General features: G+C 54.3%; 15 protein-coding genes. All 15 read right to left on the bottom strand.

Annotated elements, in window-relative coordinates:
* Positions 1–10 precede the first annotated feature (10 nt).
* The 15 genes from ACQE3E_RS02005 to ACQE3E_RS01935 all read right to left on the bottom strand — a co-directional run bounded on the left by ACQE3E_RS02005 (position 11) and on the right by ACQE3E_RS01935 (position 19,455).
* Positions 11–1,498 carry a methyl-accepting chemotaxis protein gene (locus tag ACQE3E_RS02005; RefSeq protein WP_064029955.1) on the bottom strand — a complete coding sequence of 496 codons (1,488 nt, stop codon included), beginning with the start codon at positions 1,496–1,498 and terminating at the stop codon, positions 11–13.
* 3 nt (positions 1,499–1,501) lie between these two features.
* Positions 1,502–2,041, bottom strand: a complete 540-nt coding sequence (locus ACQE3E_RS02000; RefSeq protein WP_064029957.1) for a PAS domain-containing protein — start codon at positions 2,039–2,041, stop codon at positions 1,502–1,504.
* Positions 2,042–2,136: 95 nt separating this feature from the next.
* Complete coding sequence (locus tag ACQE3E_RS01995) at positions 2,137–2,931, bottom strand: response regulator (protein ID WP_064029959.1); 795 nt, start codon at positions 2,929–2,931, stop codon at positions 2,137–2,139.
* A gap of 3 nt (positions 2,932–2,934) precedes the next feature.
* On the bottom strand, positions 2,935–4,362 hold the full coding sequence (locus ACQE3E_RS01990) for an HDOD domain-containing protein (protein WP_427501187.1): 1,428 nt from the start codon (positions 4,360–4,362) through the stop codon (positions 2,935–2,937).
* A gap of 15 nt (positions 4,363–4,377) precedes the next feature.
* Complete coding sequence (locus ACQE3E_RS01985) at positions 4,378–7,185, bottom strand: valine--tRNA ligase (RefSeq protein ID WP_427501186.1); 2,808 nt, start codon at positions 7,183–7,185, stop codon at positions 4,378–4,380.
* 43 nt (positions 7,186–7,228) lie between these two features.
* The gene (locus ACQE3E_RS01980; RefSeq protein ID WP_427501185.1) at positions 7,229–7,549 is read right to left on the bottom strand and encodes an RHS domain-containing protein; all 321 of its coding nucleotides are present in this window, start codon (positions 7,547–7,549) and stop codon (positions 7,229–7,231) included.
* A gap of 366 nt (positions 7,550–7,915) precedes the next feature.
* Complete coding sequence (locus ACQE3E_RS01975) at positions 7,916–8,323, bottom strand: hypothetical protein (RefSeq protein WP_157197912.1); 408 nt, start codon at positions 8,321–8,323, stop codon at positions 7,916–7,918.
* Between the two features lie 4 nt (positions 8,324–8,327).
* Positions 8,328–12,695, bottom strand: a complete 4,368-nt coding sequence (locus ACQE3E_RS01970; RefSeq protein WP_427501184.1) for an RHS repeat-associated core domain-containing protein — start codon at positions 12,693–12,695, stop codon at positions 8,328–8,330.
* Between the two features lie 308 nt (positions 12,696–13,003).
* On the bottom strand, positions 13,004–15,067 hold the full coding sequence (locus ACQE3E_RS01965; protein ID WP_427501183.1) for a type VI secretion system Vgr family protein: 2,064 nt from the start codon (positions 15,065–15,067) through the stop codon (positions 13,004–13,006).
* A 45-nt stretch (positions 15,068–15,112) separates the two neighbouring features.
* Positions 15,113–15,406 (bottom strand): PAAR domain-containing protein, encoded by a 294-nt coding sequence (locus ACQE3E_RS01960; protein WP_064029979.1) that lies wholly within the window; start codon positions 15,404–15,406, stop codon positions 15,113–15,115.
* Positions 15,407–15,420: 14 nt separating this feature from the next.
* The gene (locus ACQE3E_RS01955; RefSeq protein ID WP_064029981.1) at positions 15,421–16,014 is read right to left on the bottom strand and encodes a DUF6931 family protein; all 594 of its coding nucleotides are present in this window, start codon (positions 16,012–16,014) and stop codon (positions 15,421–15,423) included.
* 130 nt (positions 16,015–16,144) lie between these two features.
* Entirely contained in the window at positions 16,145–16,846 is a 702-nt protein-coding gene (locus tag ACQE3E_RS01950) for a hypothetical protein (RefSeq protein WP_313729233.1), read from the bottom strand.
* A 175-nt stretch (positions 16,847–17,021) separates the two neighbouring features.
* A complete protein-coding gene (locus ACQE3E_RS01945; RefSeq protein WP_281022082.1) occupies positions 17,022–17,492 on the bottom strand; it encodes a putative adhesin in 471 nt (156 codons plus the stop codon).
* Between the two features lie 206 nt (positions 17,493–17,698).
* Positions 17,699–18,379: a hypothetical protein gene (locus ACQE3E_RS01940; protein ID WP_313729234.1), complete on the bottom strand. Its 681-nt coding sequence runs from the start codon at positions 18,377–18,379 to the stop codon at positions 17,699–17,701.
* 545 nt (positions 18,380–18,924) lie between these two features.
* Positions 18,925–19,455 (bottom strand): hypothetical protein, encoded by a 531-nt coding sequence (locus ACQE3E_RS01935; RefSeq protein WP_313729235.1) that lies wholly within the window; start codon positions 19,453–19,455, stop codon positions 18,925–18,927.
* Positions 19,456–19,566: the final 111 nt, after the last annotated feature.

Genomic DNA, 19,566 nt, shown 5'->3' with positions numbered 1-19,566 from the left:
CAACGGTTTTTTAATATTTATCGTCGACGTGTTTTTCGCGAACCATTTCATCTATGCATTGCATCACGATGGCGCTGGCGTCCTCGGCTCGGCGCATTTGATTGATAATTTCGTCGAGTAGCCTGGGATCTTCCATCCAGCGATCCCTGGAAATTTTGAAAGCGGCTTGCGTTGCGTCATGGACATCGCCGTGCGGCAACGACAGTTTCGCGTAGGCCTGGGTGGTCCGGAAGCTTTGATGGCCCATGCCCTCGTAATACCACTTGCCCAAACGGCAATTGTGATGGTCGACCAGTATGGCTTGCTGCTGCGGACACTCTCCAGCGGCTTCGATCGAAATGTAGCCGTTTTGCTTGTAAACGATATGATCGAGCTTGGTCAGTAGCCCGAAAGATTTATCCTTGGCATAAGCTATGTAGCCAACGGAAGCCTTGGCGGATTCGGACAGATTCGAGAATTGGTGACGAAACGCGCTGACCTGCTCGAGAATTTGCTGGGACAGGCCTGCCGAATTTTCGGCTTCAGCGTGCATCTGTTGCACCCGCTTGTTGAAGGCGTTCAAAGTTTTCGACACCTCCAGCGCGGCATTCTTGGTATGCTCGGACAAATTCTTCACTTCGTCGGCCACCACCGCGAAGCCTCGACCGTGCTCGCCGGCACGCGCGGCTTCGATAGAGGCGTTCAGCGCCAACAAGTTGGTTTGATCGGCAATGCCGGTAATCATTGACAGCGATTCGGTGATTTTCTTGCTATCGGCGATCAAGGCGCCGATCACTTCCGACACCGAGTGGACGTTGGCGTTGATGTCGGTCAGCGACCCGCTGATGGTTTCGACGGTCGACAAGCTGGCATCGGCATTGCGGCCGGTGTCGGCGGCAATGATCTCGACCTTTTCCAGCTGTTCGGTGATATTGAGCAAATCGCTTTGATTGCCCTTCAGATTGCCCAGCAAGTTAGTGGTATTCAAGGCATGCAGTCCAGCGGACAAGCGCCGCCGAATCATCAAGCGCTCGTTTTCCCGCATGTGTTTGATAGCGTCGTTAACGCTAACCGCCGACTGCTTCAACAGGCCCGGAAAGCCATCCACCAACGCGTAACGACCGTGATTGCCTTCCGCCGAATGTTTGAAGCAGGAGTTGACTTCCTTGAAATAGGCTTCCATCAAATCCAGCGCTTCATTCAACTCCCAGGCCACCTTACCGATTTCACCCATGCCGTGGACTTGAGTGACGCGATGATAAAGTTCGCCGTTATTGGTCAGTCGCAACACGTCTTCTATCCGTTCCAGCACCGTCAAACTTTGCTTGCCGGTTTTCCAAAGATAGTAAGCCACCGCCGGTAAAGGCAGCGTCAAACCGAGCGTGACTATCGAGAATCCGTCGCTAAGCAGGTGGTAGAGAAAAAGTCCGATCGACGAAACCAGGATAATCGCTACCGCAAAATTGAGGCGAGTACGCAGAAACGGAATATTCGCGTTGGAATTGGCCCTTTTCTTCATGACTTAAACTCCGTGCGGTTTGTAGAGGCTCAGAACCAGGCTGTCATAATTCTTCGCACCGGTTTGTTGAACGAAATCCAGTAGATATTCCAACGATTTGTCCGGAGCGTCCTTTACGGAACTGGCTTTCTCGATCGCCAACATCGCTTGGTATACTGGGATCAACGCCTCGAGCGCCGAACGCGGCGGATTACGGCGCACGGAATAGTAACCCTGCAATTTGCCATTCTTGTCGTAATCCGGCGTGATATTGGCAAAAACCCAATAAAAGCTACCATCGGAGCACAGGTTTTTGGCGAACCCAAAGAATTCGTTGCCGGCTTTTAAGGTATTCCACATAAACCGGAATACGCCGCGCGGCATCTCGGGATGACGGATGATGTTGTGCTGCACCCCGAGTAATTCTTGCTCGGGGTAGCCGGCGATTTCCATGAAGATCCGGTTGGCATAGGTGATGCGTCCCGCCGTATCGGTCTTGGAAACGATAAAGTCGTCTTCGGCAAGTTTGCGTTCTTGATTGATCGGGGTGATCGCTGGTTTCATTTGACCGTGCCTGAAGGCTGAAAATGCCTAGAAATTTGTAATGTTATTATTTGATGCCACGCCCTCCGCAAAGGCGCGGCCGCCAAATGCGCGATCTAATTCAGCAAATTGATCAGTAGGCGTTTTATCGACATTGGCTCGAACGGCTTGTCCAGTATTGCCGAAACCTCCGATTTTTCAATGGCGGCGAGCCGATTCTGGTTTTGCTCGCTGGTGACCATCAGAATCGGCACGCTACCGCGCTCCGGATGCTTGCGGACATGATCGACGAGCTGCAAGCCATCCATGTCCGGCATGTTCAGATCGGTAACGATCAAATCGAAATATTGCTGGTTGAACAAGTCCAGCGCTTCACGACCGTCGGTCGCGGTGCTGATTTGATCGATGCCGATGTTGTTGAAAACCTTGGTCAGATATTTCAACGAGAACTCGCTGTCGTCCACCAGCAATACTCGCAAGTCCTCGATATCGAGATGTTCCAACGCCGCTTTTTCCGGATGGACATAATCCAGCGTCGAATGCAAAGCCGTTGACAAGGCTTGCAGCGTGAACGGTTTGGGCAATATGGCAATCGCGCCGGCCTGCCGGATCGGTTCCAAGTACTTGATGTTGGTTTCGCTGGAAATCAGCAAGAAAGCCATTTCGTAGGACGCCGAGTCCTGCCGCAGTTCGTGAACCAGTTCGACCCCGGTCATATCCGGTAAATACATCGCGCTGATGATTAAATCCGGCCGTTCCTGACGCAGGCGTTCGAACAGCTCGGCACCGCTGCCTATCATGTCGATATCGTGAATATCGCAACGGTTGAGATACTGAACAATAATGTGCTGCTGAGTGTGGGAAGGCTCGACCAGAAAGACGCGCAAGTTGCTGAGTATTGGACTGTTCATTCGCTAATGGGCTTTCATCCGATAAAGCGTAAGGCCGATATGAGCCTGTTTGGCGAAGTGCTTGGCGGCGGTAAAATCTTCGCCGGATAAGGGTAGTCCATTAATCGAACGGTCGCAATAAATCAAGCCTATGGCTTTGTTTTCGGCATGGACCGGAAAGACAAAGCACGGATGGCGACCGATACGCTCGACGATTTGCGCCGTGTACAAGGTGGGCTGTTGATCCGGATACTGCCAGACGCCTTCGGATTGATTCAGCGCGCCGAACAGCAAATTGGCCTGGGCTTCGCCGTTGTGCACTTGGATTTTCTCGCCGCCGACCGGCTTTTGCCATCCCAGCGAAAACTTCTCCTTCAGAGTGTGCTTGTCCGGCGTCAGCAACATAAACAGCGTTCTATCCATTTCGACGCCGCGGTGTATGCCTTCCAAGACCATCTGAAACAACACGTTCAAATCAATGGCGCCGCTGATGTGGCTGCTGATGTCTTGCAAAATTTGAATTTGCAGTTGTTTCTTGTCAGGCTTGGCGTCGGCTTCTTCGTCGGCGACCCTGGCGACCGCCAACCCGCCGCCGATAAAGCGCGACGCATCGTTGGCGCCGAACTGGCGGGCAATCTGTATCGCTTGCCGAGTGCTTTTCTCGATGCGTTCGCTAAGTTCGTCGGTGGTTTTACCGGTCATGCCGGCCAGTTTACTCAGACAATCGCGCATCGATGCCGAATCGCCGCCGGCTTTCAAGGCTTCGCAGATCTTATGCCCCATCGTTACGGCACGAATGCGCGAATCGGCCGCCTCCGGCCGGCTCATCGCCTCCTCTATCAGTCCACCTAAGTGCCAGGACTTGCCCAGGCGCTTGCCCAAATCGCGTAATGAAAAGCCCAGCACCTGCTTTTCCGCTTCACTCGACCGCAAACCGCTACGCTCGATCAATTCGTGAATTTTGCGCGCCTGCGGATTATTCGAACACCAAAACGCAATGTGACCAATGTTGTGCAACAGCGCCGCGATGAACACTTCCTCCGGCGAAGTATCGCCGACGATGACCGCCAACTCCCGCGCCTGCACGGCGGCATGCAGCGCCAACGCGATTTCCCGGTTGGCGCGCTCCTTGTTGGACGACGTCAATATCGCTTCGAAAAACGAACAGGCCAAAGTCAGTTCGCGAATCACCTCGGCGCCCAGCACCACGATGGCGCGCGAGATCGTGTTCATTTTCTGCTTGGACGGGTTGTAATAAGGGCTATTGCCGACCTTGAGCAATTTCGCGGTCAAGTTGGGATCTTGCAGGATGATGGCAGCCAACTCCATCGCCCCCTTATTACGATCGTCCAGATAAGCGTAGATATGACTGGCGGTATTGGAAAAGATCGGCATTTCCTGGACTCGGAGCATTTCGGCCCATTCGTCCAGGGTTTTAGGCGGCGTTGGCATGTTGCCGGGCATCCGCTACAGCGCGTTGATCTTCGCGTACTGTTCCTTCAGATTCGTTAATGATGATTGCAAACCGGCCAGTTTTTCCCGTTCCTTGGCAATCACGTCGGCAGGCGCCTTGTCGACGAAGGCGGCGTTGCCTAATTTGCCTTCGATGCGCGGCAGTTCTTTTTCGATGCGCTGGATTTCTTTATCCAGTCTTGCCAGTTCGGCGTCCTTGTCGATCAAGCCGGCCATCGGGATCAGGATTTTCATATCGCCGACCAGCGCAATCGCCGATTCCGGCGCGTTATCGCCGGCGTTCAGCCAAGTGATGTTTTCCAGGCGACCCAGTTTCAGCAAATAGCTTTCCAGCTCTTTGAGGTTGGCTTGGTCGGTGACGGAGCCGTTTTGCAGCAACACGTTCAGCGGCTTGCCCGGTGCGATGTTCATTTCACCGCGGATACGGCGGATGCCGAGAATGAAGGCCATCGCCCATTGCACCTGAGTTTCGGCGGCGGCGTTAACCGCTTCGGCATCCGTTTCCGGATAGGATTGCAACATGATGGTCGCGGCGGTGACACCGGCCAACGGCGCTACGCGTTGCCAGATTTCCTCGGTGATGAACGGCATGATCGGGTGCGCCAAGCGCAACACGGTCTCCAGCACCCTGACCAGGGTCTGCCGGGTACCACGCTGCAATAGCGCATCGTCGCTTTGCAACGAGATTTTCGCCAGCTCCAGATACCAGTCGCAGTATTCGTTCCAGGTAAACTCGTAGATCGCTTGCGCGGCCAGATCGAAGCGGTAGCTGTCGATGGCATCCGTGGTTGCGGCTATCGTTTTGTTCAACCGCGACAAAATCCACAAATCCGCCTGGCTGTAGCGGCACTCGGCGCAATCGACGCCGTTATCTTGCTCTTCAGTGTTCATCAACACGTAACGCGCCGCGTTCCACAGCTTGTTGCAGAAGTTGCGGTAGCCTTCGGTGCGCTGCAAATCGAAGCGAATGTCGCGACCGGTGGATGCTAGCGAAGCGAAGGTAAAGCGCAAGGCGTCGGTGCCGTAGGACGGAATGCCGTCCGGAAATTGTTTGCGGGTGGCTTGCTCGATTTTCTTGGCCAGATGCGGTTGCATCATGCCCGACACGCGTTTTTCGACCAAGGCATCCAGTTCGATACCGTCGATGATGTCGATCGGGTCGAGTACGTTGCCCTTGGACTTGGACATCTTCTGGCCTTCGGCATCGCGCACCAGACCGTGGATGTAGACTTCCTTGAACGGTACGTCGCCCATGAACTTCAGACCCATCATAATCATCCGCGCCACCCAGAAGAAGATGATGTCAAAACCGGTCACCAACACGCTGGTCGGATAATGGGCGGCCAGCTCAGGGGTTTTGTCCGGCCAGCCCAGCGTCGAGAACGGCCACAACGCGGACGAGAACCAGGTATCCAGCACGTCTTCGTCTTGGAACAGCGGGTAATCGGCGGCCAAACCGTGCTTGGCGCGAATTTCGGCTTCGTTATGGCCGACGTATGTATTGCCCTTATCGTCGTACCAGGCCGGAATGCGGTGGCCCCACCAGATTTGCCGGGAGATACACCAATCCTGGATATTGCGCATCCACTCGAAATAAGTGTTTTTCCAATTGTCCGGCACGAATTTGATCGCGCCGGTTTCGACGGCTTCGATGGCCGGCTTGGCTAATGGTGCGATTTTGACGTACCACTGATTGGTCAAAAACGGTTCGATCACCGCGCCGGTGCGGTCGCCACGCGGCACCATCAACTTATGATCGGCGATTTTTTCCAGCAGGCCTTGGGCGTCCAGATCGGCCACGATGCATTTGCGGGCTTCGAAGCGGTCCAGGCCGACGTAAGCTTCCGGAAGGATTGCAAAACCATCATCGTTGGCTCTGATCGCCGCGTCGACGGTGAAGATGTTGATCAAGCCGCCGTGCGGCTGGTCGGCGATGACGGTCATTTGCTTGTGCCGCGACCAGACTTCGTAGTCGTTAAAGTCGTGGGCCGGGGTAATCTTGACGCAACCGGTACCGAATTCGGGATCGACATAATCGTCGGCGATGATCGGGATCAAGCGGCCGGTCAGCGGCAGTTCCACCAACTCGCCGATCAAATGTTTGTAACGGTCGTCGTCCGGATGCACCGCCACCGCCGCATCGCCGAGCAGGGTTTCCGGGCGCGTGGTCGCTACGATCAAATAACCGGTGCCGTTGGACAGCGGATAGCGCATGTGCCACATTGAGCCGGCTTCTTCTTCCGACAATACTTCCAGATCGGAGACGGCGGTGTGCAACACCGGATCCCAGTTCACCAGACGCTTACCGCGATAGATCAAGCCTTCTTCGTACAACTTGATAAACACTTCCTGCACGGCGGCGGACATGCCGTCGTCCATCGTGAAGCGTTCTTTTTCCCAATCCAGCGACGAACCCATCCGCCGCAATTGGCGGGTGATGGTGCCACCGGATTGTTCCTTCCATTCCCAGACTTTTTCGATGAAGGCGTCGCGACCGTAATCGTGGCGGGTCTTGCCGTCGGCGTTGATGATGCGCTCCACCACCATTTGCGTGGCGATACCGGCATGGTCGGTACCCGGCTGCCACAACGCGTTACAACCCTTCATCCGGTGGTAGCGAGTCAAGGCGTCCATAATGGTGTCCTGAAACGCATGCCCCATGTGCAAGCTGCCGGTGACGTTGGGCGGCGGAATCATGATGCAATACGATGCGCCTTCGCGCTTGGCGGCAAAATAGCCGCTGTCTTCCCAATGTTGGTACCAGCGTTGTTCGATCGCGTGCGGGGAATAGGTTTTGTCCATGAGGTGTGTCGGATCAGCTTGCATTGAAAACAGAACAGGTATTTTAACCGTAAAACACGTTACGAGTCGGCTCTCGGAGCGATACAGACGGATCGGTTTCGAATATCCGCCGCGCCGGCAAAACCCCATCCGCGTAAGCGTGTCCTGCAAACCGGTTTCTTGGTCGCAATACTTGCCTTGGATACGTAGCGGGTTGTCGATGGCTTCGACGGCTGCCAGGGAGGTTGCCGTAGGCGCGGTAGCGGGCGGACCAGACGATGTGGCCTTGGTTGTTGGTCAGTTCCCTAGGCGTGCCGAGATGGTCCAGGTGGTAGTGGTAGACAGTGCCGCTGGCTTGGGTGTTGTCCTGCTCGTGCAGCGCCAAGGGCCGGAAGCAGTCGGGTTCGAATAAATAGGTACGGCTGCGCTGGCTATCGGTTTCCGCCAGCAGGCGCGGGCAGTCGTATTGAAAACGGGCTTCGCCTTGCGCGGTGTGTTTGGCGATGCGCCGGCCCAGGGCGTCGTAGCGGTACCGGGCGGTCCCTTGCGGGGTTTCCGCGCAGATCAGGCGATTGTCGCTGTCGTATTGGTAGCGGGTGACAATTTGGCCGGCCTTGCCGCGCTTTTCTTCGATCAGGTTGCCGGCCCAGCGAGGACGAAACTTTCTGATTCAGGACTTTGCAGCGAATCAGTACACTTCCAGGCCTGCGATTACGCTGACGCTAACACTTTCTATTCGGGCTATTCCGATTTAGGGATGCGGCGCCATTTCCAATATACCCTGCAAGACTTCATTTATACCAGAGCTATCCTCACTATATTTGTCAAAAATACTCACCAATCCACTTCGCAGGTTTTCGACAATATAAGAAAACTCATCATAAGAGCTATCGAATTTTTTATAAGGAATATGTAATACAAAATCAACACGCCTATATCGATTAAAAAATGTAGGCCCCATGACTAAAGGCTTATCTTTTTCACGCGTTGCCGAAATAACAATGCCAAGCTCAAAATCTTGTCCTTTGAATTTTTCCTTAAAAGAAGTTATTTCCTTACCCAAGGAGTTTAATCCTTTACGCAACTCTTTCATAAGAAAACTAGGAATTTTATAACTGACATCAACTTCCGGATAAACTTGACATGTAGATATATTCATTGCTTCAACAATCCTTAGTTTTTGTCGGCTTAAAGCTTTTCTTATTACCTTCCGGTATATTACCAGTCTGATCAAAATACTCTTGTAATTTCTTAGTCTCCACGGCCTTTGCCTCTTTTGTCGTAGACATACCTTTATCAATAACTCTACCAACCACCTCAGAATCGGGGTTTTGTTTTCCCAATTTTACAACTTGCTGATGCAACCTAGTAGGGAGGCCGGAGCTTTGCGTTACCCTACTCAAGTCAGCTTTCCCATATTTGTAAAGCACATCATCAATCTGAATTTCATAAACTCCAAAATTTCCCGTTGCCGAGTTGGTGTTTAAATTAACTAGGCCTAAAGGATCAACCCAATTCAAAGGATTAGGCGCATACCGGTAAACGTTAGTGCCACCCTCCAACCCAATCGGATCCTGATGAATAAACCTTCCAGCATTCGGATCGTAATACCGGTTCAGGTTGTAATGCAAACCGGTTTCGGCGTCGTAGTACTGGCCTTGAAAGCGTAGCGGATTGTCGATTTCCTCAATATCTGCCAGGGCTAGGTTGCCGTAGGCGCGGTAGCGGGCAGACCAGACGATGTGGCCTTGACCGTCGGTCAACTCCCTAGGGGTGCCGAGATGATCCAGGTGGTAGTGGTAGGTGGTGCCGCTGGCTTGGGTGTTGTCCTGTTCGTGCAGCAACAAGGGCCGGAAGCTGCCGGGTTCGAATAGGTAGATACGGCTGCGCTGGCTATCGGTTTCTGCGAGCAGGCGCGGGCCGTCGTATTGAAAACGGGTTTCGCCTTGCGCGGTGTGTTTGGCAATGCGCCGGCCCAGGGCGTCGTAGCGGTATTGGGCGGCGCCTTGCGGGGTTTCGGCGCGGATCAGGCGGTTGTCGCTATCGTACTGGTAGCGGGTGACGATTTGGCCGGCCTTGCCGCGTTTTTCTTCGATCAGGTTGCCGGCGGCGTCGTAGCTGTAGTGCCGGTCGCCCATCATCAGCAAGCGGTCGCCTTCGATTCGGCCGCCTTCCGCACTGGCGCCCAGCAGGTTGCCGGCCGGATCGTGGACGAAGCTTTCCGGGCTAAGGCCTTCGCTGCGGATCAGCCGGGCGGCGGGATCGTAGTGGTATTGGCTGCGGCCCTGGCGCAGGTCGTCCAGTTCGCGGAGCTTACCGGCCGCATCGTAGTTGTACTGGCGACGGATGAGCACCGCTTGGCCTTTGAGCGCGGCGCGTTGCCGCAACAAACGCCCCAGCGGATCGTAGTCGTAGTCGGTGTTGAGCTGGCCTTGGCTACGGCCGATTTCCCGGCCCAATTCGTCGTAACGGTGGCTGGTGAGGGTTTGTCCGTCGAATTCGATGCTGTCCAGGTAGCGCTCGCCGAAACGGTAGTCGATGCGATGCCGGTCCGGGGTTTCGGTGTGGATGCGCCGGCCCAGCAGGTCGTATTTGTGGCGGACGATGGCACCGTTCTGGTTTTCCTGGTTGATCTGACCCAGGGCGTTGTACCCCAACAGCACCAGGCTGTCGGCATTTTTGGCCAGTTGCAAGCGGCCCAGCGGATCGTAGCCGTATTGAGTCAGGCGGCCGTCGGCGGCATGCTTTTTTAGCAGCCGGCCGAGACGGTCGCGTTCGAAGCGGGTGACGCTCCAATCGCCGTCGGCGCCGGGTTGCAGGTAGGCTTCCAGCGCACCGGCGGCGTTGTAGCGGTAACGCTGGATACGGCCGTCGAAGCCGATTTCTTCGATGAGGTTTTCGTCGCGGTCGTAGTTGATGCTGTAGGTTTCGCCTTTCGGGTTGATCAGGCCGATCAGATTGCGTTCGCTGTCGTAGCGATAACGCATTTCATGGCCCAGCGGATCGATGCGGGCGGTGGGTTGGGAGAGGCCGTCGTCGTAGCGATATTCGGTGGTGTTGCCGAGGCCGTCGATGTAATGGGTCAACAAGCCGGCGGCGTTGTAGCGCAATTGCACGGTGCTGCCGTCCGCGTGTTGCACGGCCGTGACCCGACCTGCGGCATCGTAGCCATAACGCGTGGTGCGTTTGTCTTGATCGACGATGGCGACGACTCGATCGTCATCGTCGTATTGGTAGCGGGTCTTGATGCCGTCGAAGCCGATCTCGCCGATCAGGCGTAACTGTTCGTCCCACAACAACGAGCGAGTCCGGCCCAGTGCATCGGTGATGCGTACCGGTACGCCTTGAGCATTGTATTGGTATTGGGTGACCGCGCCGTTGGCGGCGACGGTTTCTTCCAAACGACCGCTGGCGTCGTAGCGGCGCAGCCAACGTTGATCCAAGGCGTCGATTAACTCGACCGGGTTGCCTTGTTTGTCGTACTTGACGCGCTGACTAAAACCCAGCGCATCGGAGACACCGGTCAAGCGGCCTTCCTTATCGTAACTAAAACGCGTGATACCGCCGTCCGGCGCCACGGTTTGCGCCAGTTGGTTATCGGCATTGTAACTGTGGCGGGTTTCCCGGCCTTCCGGGCTACGCTCGGAAAGCAACAGGCCTTGCGGATCGTGCCGATAAATCGCGACGCCGCCGCGCGAGTCGATGGCATGACTGACGCCATCCGGCAACCATTCGAAGCGGTAATCGTAGATTCCGTTATGGCCCCAGTTGTGCAGACATTTGCCTTGCGGCGTGTCTTGATCCCATTCGAAATAAAAGTTAAAGCCGCTAGCCAGAGTACGGCGGGCGATGACATGATTGCGATAGGCGTAGGTTTCGCCTTGCTCGAGCCGGTCGCGAGCACCGATTAAATCGCCTGCGTCGCTATACCGATAGCTCACCAGCGGCTCGCCGGCCGCTGCGAATCCGCTTCCGTGTCGTTTGCCGGGACGAATCCCGACAATGCGCCGGCCTTGGCGCTCGAACAGTAAATGTTTGTTCCAGCTAGAGGAGATGCGCTCGACATCACCGTTGGCGTCGCGATGAAAATACAGGCTTTGGCCTTGGCTGTTGTGCCAGGCCCGCAGAGGGCAACGGCCAGACCGACCGGTGAAGGTTTTCGCCAATCCGCTTTGCTCGACCAGGCGAAAATGATCATTTTCCCGGTACAAGCGCAATTGTTCCGGCAGATTGATGCTGTAGCCACCCACCGCTGGCAGCGGCAAATCGATGCGTTGGCCGTCGGCATTGCAAAAGGTTGCGCGTTGGCCGATTTCCAGCCATTCGTCCAGCGGCGTCAGCCAACCGTAACCCAGTTGCCGGTCGATGTCGGACTGGCCGCTACGGTAAAACCGTCGCCAGTCGAGAGGTAGCGGACCTTCCCAGGTAAAGTCGACCTTTTCCAGCATTTCCTCGCCGGTGACCATGCTAATCGGGCAACCTTCTTTCTTGCATAAATTGCTCGGAGTATTGGCCGTCTGATTAGATGTCGGCGGTCCTGAATTCGCATCGGCCGGTGGCGCTGGGCTTCGGCTCTTCGCGTTGCCGGTACCGCCCGATCCGCGTGCGGCTTCCGAGGGCGTGACGGCGTTGCCGGGCGACTCGGACGCCGACACCCTCGCCTGGGCCTTGCGTCCTTTCATGGCCCGCACCTTCGCCAACAGCGCAAAGAACGCCGCGACGCCGATTACCGCGATCACGCTCGCGAGATGGCGGGCGGCTTCGTCGAGTTCGCGGTCGCTGCCGGCGTCTATCGTCAACGTCAAGAAGTCGCCAATATCGGCCGCCACGTCGAATACCGCCATTCCCAGGAAAAACGCGCCGCCGATCAGCATCACGACATCGACCACCTCGCCGACGCCAAACGCATGGGAGCCCGCCCAAACCACCAATACACCGGCGGTAATCCCCAAATTTTGCGGGCTGATCATCGCCTCGAATTCGCCGCGCACACCGGCCGGCAACAACGGCAAGGTGCGGCGCAGTACCTCGGCAAATTTATCGGCCAGCGGCCAGTCCGCGACGCCGGGCTTGACCGGCACCGCCGATACGGCCGTCACGTTGCCGGGAGCAACCGGCTTGGGCGCCGCCAACGCCGCGCCTTGAACCGATTCGCCCTTGAACAAATAAAACCAGGTGTCGATGCCGACAATGCCGTCGGCGGTCAGGCCAACGCCGGTTTGAAATTGCCGCACGGCTTGCAGCGTGGCCAAATTAAAAATGCCATCGTCCAACTGCGGACTGGGCTTCAGACAGGCATTAAGTAATCGTTGCAGGCGGCGAACGTCGTCGCCTTGCTGGCCCTGCTTGAGCGTCGGTGGCGCGGATTTCGCGACGCGGACGCGGGGAGACTTAAGGCTAGCGCCGGGTTTGGCCGACTTGACGCCGACCGGTAATGGCCGCGGCGACAAGTCGCGAGTCGTGGTACCGTCGTTCAAATTGCGGAGCCTGAGTTCCGCGCCGGTTGGTCGGGGATCGCGAGAGCTAGTCACGGTCGAAGCTCCCGGCTTGTCGAGCGAAACACGACAGAGCCTGGATGGGATCGAATTTCAACATTGAGGGATTTTGGCGGTCCGTTACCGATGTATGCATTGCGGGTATTCCTTCTCGCCCGAGCGGTAATATAAAAGTCAGAGGAGCCGCTACCGAATCCAGGGTCGGAGCCCTGTCAGTCGCGGCTAAAACCGCTCCCACTCCACTGGCTTTCATGTTCCGGGACGATGCCGTATTTTCATGATCGTGAGTATGAATTGGCGCAACCATTTCCTAACGGAACCGAACAAGGTTGCCGGCGACCGCCTCAGTTGATCATCACCATACCGCCCTTGACCGTCATCATGCCGTCGCCACTGACCGTCGTCATCGGGCTTTTCAGTTCGGCCTGCGCATCGGCTTCAATCTTGACCATCACGCCCTTAATCGTCACGCCGCTCTGATCGATTTTGACGCTGTTAGAGCCGACCACGAGTTCGATGCCTTGCGCGGCTTCGTTCGAAATACTACCGCCATCCAATTTCACCGTCAGATTGCCCGTGCCCAGCGATACGGTCCGGTTTCCCGAACTAATCGTCAGATCATCGTTACCTTGATCGAGCTTGACGGTTCGATTGCCGGTGCTGATGGTCAAATTATCGTTACCTTGCTTGACCTCGACCACGCGGTTGCCGGTTTTGATCGTCAGCGTATCGTTGCCTTGATCCAGCGTGACGGTGCGGTGATTGTAGATGTCTATCGTCTGGTCGCCGGCGTCTGTCTTTTCGAAGCCGATTTTTTGGACATCGTTGTTCTCGACGATGCGGGTACAATTCTTCTCGGCGTGGACGTAAAGTTCTTCTTCGTCTTTCTTGTCCTCGAAGCGGATTTCGTTAAAGTTTTGGTCGGAGCCTCCCGGCGTGCTGCGCGTTTTGATGCCGCTCTGCGTCTTGTTGGCATCCAGAGCGTAGGGCGGCATATTTTCGTTGTTATACACCCGGCCGGTAATGATCGGCGCGTCCGGATTGCCTTCCAGAAAATCGACGATCACTTCCTGACCAACCCGCGGAATGAATATTCCACCCCAGTTCTTACCGGCCCAGATTTGCGCGACCCTAACCCAGCAAGAGCTGTTTTCGTTTCTGACACCCAATCTATCCCAATAAAACTGGATTTTGACCCGACCATACGAGTCGGTCAGGATTTCGTCTCCGTCCGCGCCGACCACCACGGCGGTCTGCACGCCCTGTACCACGGGGACTCTGGTCATCCTGGGCGGACGATACACGTAGCTGGTCGGGATCAAGGTGTACGTGCATTGAAACTCTTCGGGATCGCCACCGCCGCCCGCGCCGAAATCGTTGTTCTGAATCTGAAATTGCGTGGCCAAAACCAGATATTCGCGGTTTTGATCGTCGCGCGGGAATTGCGACAAGGTAAAGGTCAAGCCGGTCGCCAAATTTCGCACATTACCCCTGGCGACGATTTGTTCATGTTCGGCGCGGACTTCTTCCATCCGCAATTTGGAATAGCGCTCGCCGGCCGATCCCACGGCAAATTCGCCGGGGTAATCGTAAACCTCCTTGTCCGCGCCGGCATGCGTCCCCGCGATGGTGGTCGAGTTTTTTAAATCGGCGGAGGGGGTCTCGAAGTTGTAGTCGTTCAACGAGTACTTGCCGGTTTGGATTTGCCGGCTAATGCTCCATTCGAACATGTGTTCCTCGTCGCGCCCCCCTTGATTCGCCAGCGGGTAGTATTTGACGGTCGCGCTAACAGGCCTGGGCAAGTGGGCGAGCATGTTGTCGCATAACACCAGGGTATGGCCGGCGACGCTATGCCGGTGGTAGTAATAGATACCCTCTTCTTCCAGAAGTCGGCTGATGAAATTGAAATCGGTCTCCCGATATTGCACGCAAAATTCGCGCGGCTGATAGGTCTCCTGCAAATCCAGGACGACATCGGTGACTTGGTGCTGGGCCAAGACTTTCTTGACAATCTCCGGCACCGTGGTCGGCGCGGCTTCGCTGGCACCGCTATCGGCGTCGATGGCCGGCGATAACACCCGACAATTGGCGGCCCGCGTCAGCAACCATAGCTTGGGATGCACGGTGGCTCGGTAGTAATACAAATCGCCTATCATGCCGAACTGATTTACCCGGGTAACGATACCGTTGAAGATCCGGCTGGCATTGTCTTCCAGCGCCAGTTCGACCGTCACTCCGGTACCGAGTAAGGCCTGAGAATCCAGAGTTTCGCTTTCGCTCAGTAATTCCAGCTCGTATTCGAACAACCGGCTGACCGGTTCGGTGCCGGTCATCCGGTAAAGCACGAAGGCCCCTTCGCCGAGCGCGGTAGTCACCTTTGCGGCACGTTGAGATTGTAAGAGAGCCATGTTGAAATCCTAAAACTAACGCTGTTTTAATGGTTGGAGCGCGAATCAACCGCCAATCAATACCGTTGGACAACCTAGGATGATCGTTCCGCCGTGAGCGCAACTATCGCCCATCCTGGCGGCCGGCATGTTGGCAATCATCACTGTCGCCGAGCCCTTGACGATGGTATCGGGCGGACCGACGCAGACGGCCATGTCGGTCGCGCGCGCCGCCGGCATCTTGCCGATCAACACGGTAGGCGCGCCCGGCGGCAATATCGGACCGCCGACGTGCGGCACCGGACCGGTAAACATCGGGCAAACATGCATATCGGTGATGCGCGCGGCGGGCTGACCCATGGTTTTACTCCTGATTAAGTCGGTTGCCAAATGCGGCCGTTGCCGCCGTTGGCGATGTCGATGCCTTGTTCCAGGAAAAACCGGTATTTCTCCTGGGCCTTCTCCGGATAAGTGAGCACCGCCGCCAGCATCACCGCTCCGGCGACGGCCTTGGCGGTCAAGTTGTCGGCGGGCGGAACCGACGGCGCGTCTTCCGGCGCCATGCTGCCGTCGCTCCAGAACGCGGCCATCGCCGCCCAAGCCGCCGGATTCTCGAACGACGCGCTGTGAGCGGCCGCGTTCGCGTTGCGCCGGTTGGGCTCGGTCGGTTTGTAAACCCAAAGCTCGGCGGCCTCCAGAGCCTTTACGACTTCAGGCGGCGTTTTGTCGTCAATCGAGCTACGCGCGCAGACACAGGCCCACCAGGCCGCCTCGCGCTTGGGTAAGGCCCGGGCCAGAAAACGTACGGCGTCCGGAAATAATTTCAGTTCGATCAAAGCCAACAAAAACGCCACCGGCGTCGTGTCGGCCGCCAGGCATTGCATCGCCGCCGGGTCGAGCTGAATATCCTGGCAGATTTGCACCGCCTTGGGTATCGTCACTTTTTGTAAAGTAACCGCACCTGTCATGTTGTCTCCTGTCGCCGACGTCGATCTAATCCGATGGCGAATGATTGCAAAAAGTCATCCCAGCAAGTGAAATCAAAACGTGCTTGGCATTTCTCGAGCCACTCCGGATACGCTTAGCGGGCGCCGAACATTACAGCGCTTCGAAAGGATCGATATTCGCCCAATCGGTCTGCAAAACCGCCTGCCAGCAATTGGTTTTGCCGTGAGCGCCGCCGCCGGTGGCATTGGGCAAATCGACCACCATGCCGACATGATCGCCGGCCAGACCTTCGATGCTGACTAGATCGCCGGCGATCCGAAAATTGACGCCGGGGCAATCGGACGCACTTTTCGATTGCCAAGTCCGAATCATCATTTGCGGTTTTAGAATATTCACGTGCGCGGCCTTAATCACTTGCGCCATCGCCGGCGCATTGAACGTCACGAACGGCACGCCTTCCCAAACGCCAACCACTTGCGCCAAACCGCCGCCCAACGAATGGCCGGTTAACGACAACCGCCGGCCGTTGGCGATTTGCTTGGCGGCCTTCAGCATCTGCCGCGCCGACGAACATTGGTTGGGCAGGATGCGCAAACCGATTCTCAGATCCGCCCCAATATCGGAGAATAGTTTTCCTTTTTGCCCCGGATTCGTGCCGCAGCAACCAACCACGACGTCGGTGCTATTGCACCATATGCCGCCTTGAAAACCATCGCCGTACCAAGTCCCCGATTCCCATTTCTGCACCTGCCAATCGTCCACCATATGACCGGGAGGTTCGGCGTAATATTGGTTGGCGCTTTTGTAATAAGCGGCGATGGCGATTTTTGCGTAGTCTAGACAGGTGGCCATATATTTTCTTCAGTCGATTGTATATGTGGGAAAAATGGAAACGTAACCTTCCAATCATCGAACAAGCAAACAACGGTGTTTCGTCGCCTTTCCATCCGTTCAAAATTCAATTTGCCCAGCAACGAACTACATTTTCCGTAGTCGATTCAGCCAATTCTCACTACGTTCGAAAAGCCTACCCCAACTCCTGGCAGGCCAGATAATAAACGCGGGCAACCTTCGCCGTCTTAGCTTGATTTAATACATCCTTTAGCGTGGTAACCTGCACGCCAATTTGAAATGCCCAAAACGGCTGCCGGTTACCAACTTCAAACAATCCGCACGCGTAGTCGCCGTTTGCATCAAGCCACCCTTGGTAATCCGAAGCGTCGTGGGGACCACTAAGACCGTAATTGATGATCGACGTCGGCCATTTTTTACCTTTATGCCTAAGAGCATAAGCGGCCGCTTCCTGATTGCCGGTCAGTTTAGTCCAAAGATCCCAACCATCGGCCATCGAAAGATTCTGGTCTTGCTCGGTATAAGTCACCAACTCGACACCCATGGGTATAGCGCAATTCTCGTAAGATTGTCTCGTGGTAAGCGCTAATTTGTTCCCTGACTTAACGTCGCTGTAACCGTGACAAGAAATAATCCAATTAGCCATCTAACTGCTCCGAATATATAATTTTTAAAACACGCACCATATTAAAGAAACAAGAAATCCATTTAACGCTACCCCACCTCAATTGAGTCACTCAGTCTGAACCCAGAAATAACACAACAATCGTAATTTACGCCCCCACCGAAAACACCCGAGTCGTGGAACCATTTGTCTAACTCCGCAAGGACAAACCCAAAACATCGACAAATCTAGCCCAGAGATTGGGTTGTCGTCCTAACGTTCAAATTACTCTTCAAATAAACCCTATACACGGCTTCAAAATCCCAAGGCTTTATTTCTTTAATAGAGTCGTATCCCGAGCCCCAAGTATAATACTTACCTCTTCCGCCATAAATCCAATGCCCCAATCCGCCATAACTGGTATTGCCTTTTGCTAAAGGACTCTTGACACCGATAATACCGGTTGCCGTCTGACTACTCGTTGATTCCCAAGCGGCGTCCACGCCATACATGCTATTTAAAAAGTGCGTCACGGCTTCCGGCGGCAGCGGAAGATTAATTTCCAATTTCGCTAAATTCTCTTCGGTGACTTGAGATTTGTCACCAGACAAAACCTTCAGGATTTCTCCCCTGGTTTTTTGATAGTCCCACACCAACTTAGTCCCATTCGGCATACCGAAATCGCCGGCAAACGCGATGATACTCTGCTTAATTGGGTCACCCGTTTGCTCGATTTTTTCCAACCATTTGCTGATGGCAATCAATACCGTATGAAATTGCGTATGATTGATTAGTTCACGTCTCCTCGGGCCGGCTCTAAAATCAAACAGCAACATCATGCAAGCATTGATTCCACAAATACCCCAATTATTATTGGTAGCCCCTAAACCGGAAAGCGTGTTAAGTACCAACGTTTTGCTCATTTGCATGAACAGACTCCCATATATATCTTTCGACCAAGAAAGAGGATAATTTTAAAAAGACTTAGCACAGTGACATGTCCCTCAGTATCCTACTGCGTAGGCGCCGAAATCATTTAACAAAAGCACTACACCTTATAAAACCAAGCGCCTAAGGAACTTCTGATTAATTCAGTTTTTCAAGACAAACTGATGCTTAAGCCATTGATTTAATTGTTATTGAAATTTAATATTGCGAATAAATCAGAGACTACCTAAAACTCGATTTATTGAAAATATCTAAAGAAACAGCGCCCGTAGACACTCCAAAGCACTAGGCTTTTAAACTTCTCTATTAGCTTATTCGCTTAAATGCATCCGAACAGCAGCCCCCTCTGGTTTATTAGCACCAAAAAATTCGCAACCATACTCTATACCGACCACTAGCTGAATATATTTCTTTTTATTTAGTGCGATTTCAGAAAAAGGCCTCGATCGAATAATCTATTAATCAGCCCCGCCAATTTTGAAGAGCCCTTACTCAGACTATCATTAGGCTTCATCCAGATTGCTCATTAGGCCAAATCAGGATGTATTATATCTCCATTTAATTTACAAATTTTTTCAATGAATCCATACGCTATTCTAAAGGAGTGTTCTTCTAACACTTTTGCGTCCGAAGCCTCGTCGAACGGAGAATCAGTTCCTTCGTAGAACCCATTTGCCGATACACAAACCTTCCCGGAATTCCCACTTCGGTATTCAAATGATCTATTCCCATTTCTAGCAGGCACGAGATCCCAGAAAAAATATGCTTTTTGCATACCAGGAAAACCACCAACACCTCTAATCTTCCACGTCAAATGAAAACCAGCCTGAAAGCTATGCTTTTGCCTTGTCACGTTAATATGAAGCGGCTTTTGGATCTTATTTTGGCCGGTTCGCCCAAACGCCGATACTTTCTCATCATCGACCAAAAACCCCTTCCCGCCCTTAATAGGCGTTTCCAACTCATAGAAATACATATTCGCATCCGGTTTATCAACCTGCGCATTCAAATAGTATTTGGGCAACCGCCCCCAACTAAAATCGACAAAGTCACACATCATCCCCCCTAATAATCTTCAGCCCAGAAATTGAAACCTCTTGCTAGCCCGAGGCGAAACACTCCTGAATAAAACAATATTCAAGAATGGATATTTCCACTACATATTCAA

This window comes from Methylomonas sp. MED-D (assembly GCF_050276835.1).
GTDB lineage: Bacteria > Pseudomonadota > Gammaproteobacteria > Methylococcales > Methylomonadaceae > Methylomonas > Methylomonas koyamae_A.
The sequence above is the reverse complement of the archived record's forward strand: the minus strand, read 5'-3'. Positions and strand labels throughout refer to the sequence as shown.